General features: G+C 44.7%; 1 protein-coding gene and 1 tRNA gene. One reads left to right on the forward strand and one right to left on the reverse strand.

Annotation, left to right across the window (positions count from 1 at the left end; genetic code table 11):
- The coding region (locus V2H77_RS00425; protein ID WP_341497227.1) for an NAD(P)-dependent oxidoreductase at positions 1-599 on the reverse strand (599 nt) is incomplete at its 3' end.
- Between the two features lie 326 nt (positions 600-925).
- Between V2H77_RS00425 and V2H77_RS00430 the strand changes: the two genes are divergently transcribed.
- Positions 926-1,015: transfer RNA gene (locus tag V2H77_RS00430), tRNA-Ser, on the forward strand.
- Positions 1,016-1,038 lie beyond the last annotated feature (23 nt).

A 1,038-nucleotide genomic window follows, 5' to 3' on the forward strand; every position in this document is an offset into this window, starting at 1 on the left:
GGCAGCAAATTGATAAGCACCTTACTACCGGAGAGAAAATCGCCCAACTGATCTTCACCGTGAAAACTAACTATATTATTAACCTGTTTTGGAGTACGGCTCCAACAACGCACAGTAAAGCCCAATTCAACTAACGTCTCTGCAACACCGCGCCCCAGAACACCGGCGCCCAACACGCCCACGACAAAATCTTTACGATCATGAGGTTCGAGTTGTTTCCACATCCTCTGCCCTTGTTGCAGCTTATATTCATCCATGCGCCGCAAATAATGTAAAACCATTGCTACCGCATACTCCTGCATTTGCAGCCCCATACCGGCATCTTCAAGCCGCATCAGTGGCACACCGGCGGGTAACATCCCAGGTCTTTGTTGCTCCTGCTTCAAAATGGCCTCTACTCCTGCTCCTAAAGTAAAAATCCCCTTCAAACCGGAGCGATTAGCCAACATCTCATAGGGAGGCGCCCAAACCATTGCATAATCCGCATGCTTATTATCGCCGCGTTTCCATTGACGGATATGGATATTGGGCAGTCGTTGCTGCATACCTTCAATCCACTGAGCAGCATCAAAAAAGGGGTGGTAAAAGATAATCTCCATGACTATTTATCCTCATCTTACATTTTCATACAAGGTTATCTGATGATTGAGAGTAGGTTGCAAGTCCCTTTGTTAATCATCATTACGAAAATTTTGAGAATGTTAAGTAGTTAACGAATTCATTTTTTTCTTACCGAAGGGCTTGTATCTGTTTATTTCAGTGGCATTAAGTGGGTATCAATTCATCGAATTGACTCTTATTTCGCTAAGCAATCAAAAAACCAAAGAAAAATATCAGAAGAGTGTTGACGCTTGTAACGGTTTTCCCTATAGTAGCGCCCCGTTGCAGCGACGATGTTAAACAAAGTTGCTGGAATGAAAAAAATGGTGAGGTGTCCGAGAGGCTGAAGGAGCACGCCTGGAAAGTGTGTATACGTGAAAACGTATCGAGGGTTCGAATCCCTCCCTCACCGCCAGAATTGAAGAGAAGCTCAGGTGA

The sequence above is a fragment of the Photorhabdus sp. P32 genome (assembly GCF_038085095.1).
GTDB lineage: Bacteria > Pseudomonadota > Gammaproteobacteria > Enterobacterales > Enterobacteriaceae > Photorhabdus > Photorhabdus luminescens.